Source organism: Vibrio sp. 1402, assembly GCF_033340275.1.
In genome coordinates this window covers 1-723 of the sequence record NZ_JAWOWE010000247.1, presented here as the reverse complement: position 1 = coordinate 723, position 723 = coordinate 1, and the positions used below count along the sequence as shown (strand labels likewise).

The following is a 723-nucleotide window of genomic DNA, read 5'->3' as shown; positions in this document are numbered from 1 at the left end:
ATGTCCGCCTGAAACTGCATGACTTCTTCGCAGGCTTGTTGCACCGTCTGTTTATCGACAACGACACTGCCCTGGTGATAACTCATATTCAATGCTTTATCACAAATCAGGTTGATGAGACGCGGAATGCCATGGCTATACTTCGCAATCAACTTACTGGAACTGCGATGAAACAGTTGCTGATCGCCACCAGCCGTGTGCAAACGAAACGCGATGTAATCCGCAGTCTCTTTCTCATCAAGAGGTAACAGATGATAACGGCCAGTGATACGCTGTGCGAGCTGACGCAACTGCGTAGTCTGTAACAAGCGTTGTAACTCTGGCTGCCCTACCAACAGCACTTTAAGCAGCTTTCTGGTATCGGTTTCTAAGTTCGTTAACAAGCGCAGTTGCTCAAGTACATCGGCAGCAAGATGCTGAGCCTCATCAATGACGAGCAACGTCTGCCAACCCACCTTGTGGTTACGCAGCAAATAATGATGTATGACTTGGTTTAGCTGTTTTAACGTCGCATCCTGCGGATAAGAGATCTTAAATTCATCGCAAATCGCTTCTAGCAGATCTCGGCTCGAAAAAGTCGGATTGAGAATCAGCCCCGCTTTGGTGCTTTCATCTAAATTCGCGAGCATGGCTTTGGCCACTGTCGTTTTGCCTGTTCCTACCTCACCGGTCAGCATGGCAAAACCACCGCCGTCGCCCAATCCCGCATTGAGGTGCGTGATC

1 protein-coding gene is annotated in these 723 nt (G+C 49.0%); it reads right to left on the bottom strand.

Features of this window, described 5'->3' with window-relative positions; translation table 11 throughout:
* Window positions 1-723: ExeA family protein (locus R7044_RS25360; protein ID WP_225456016.1), on the bottom strand; the 723-nt coding region annotated here is incomplete at both ends.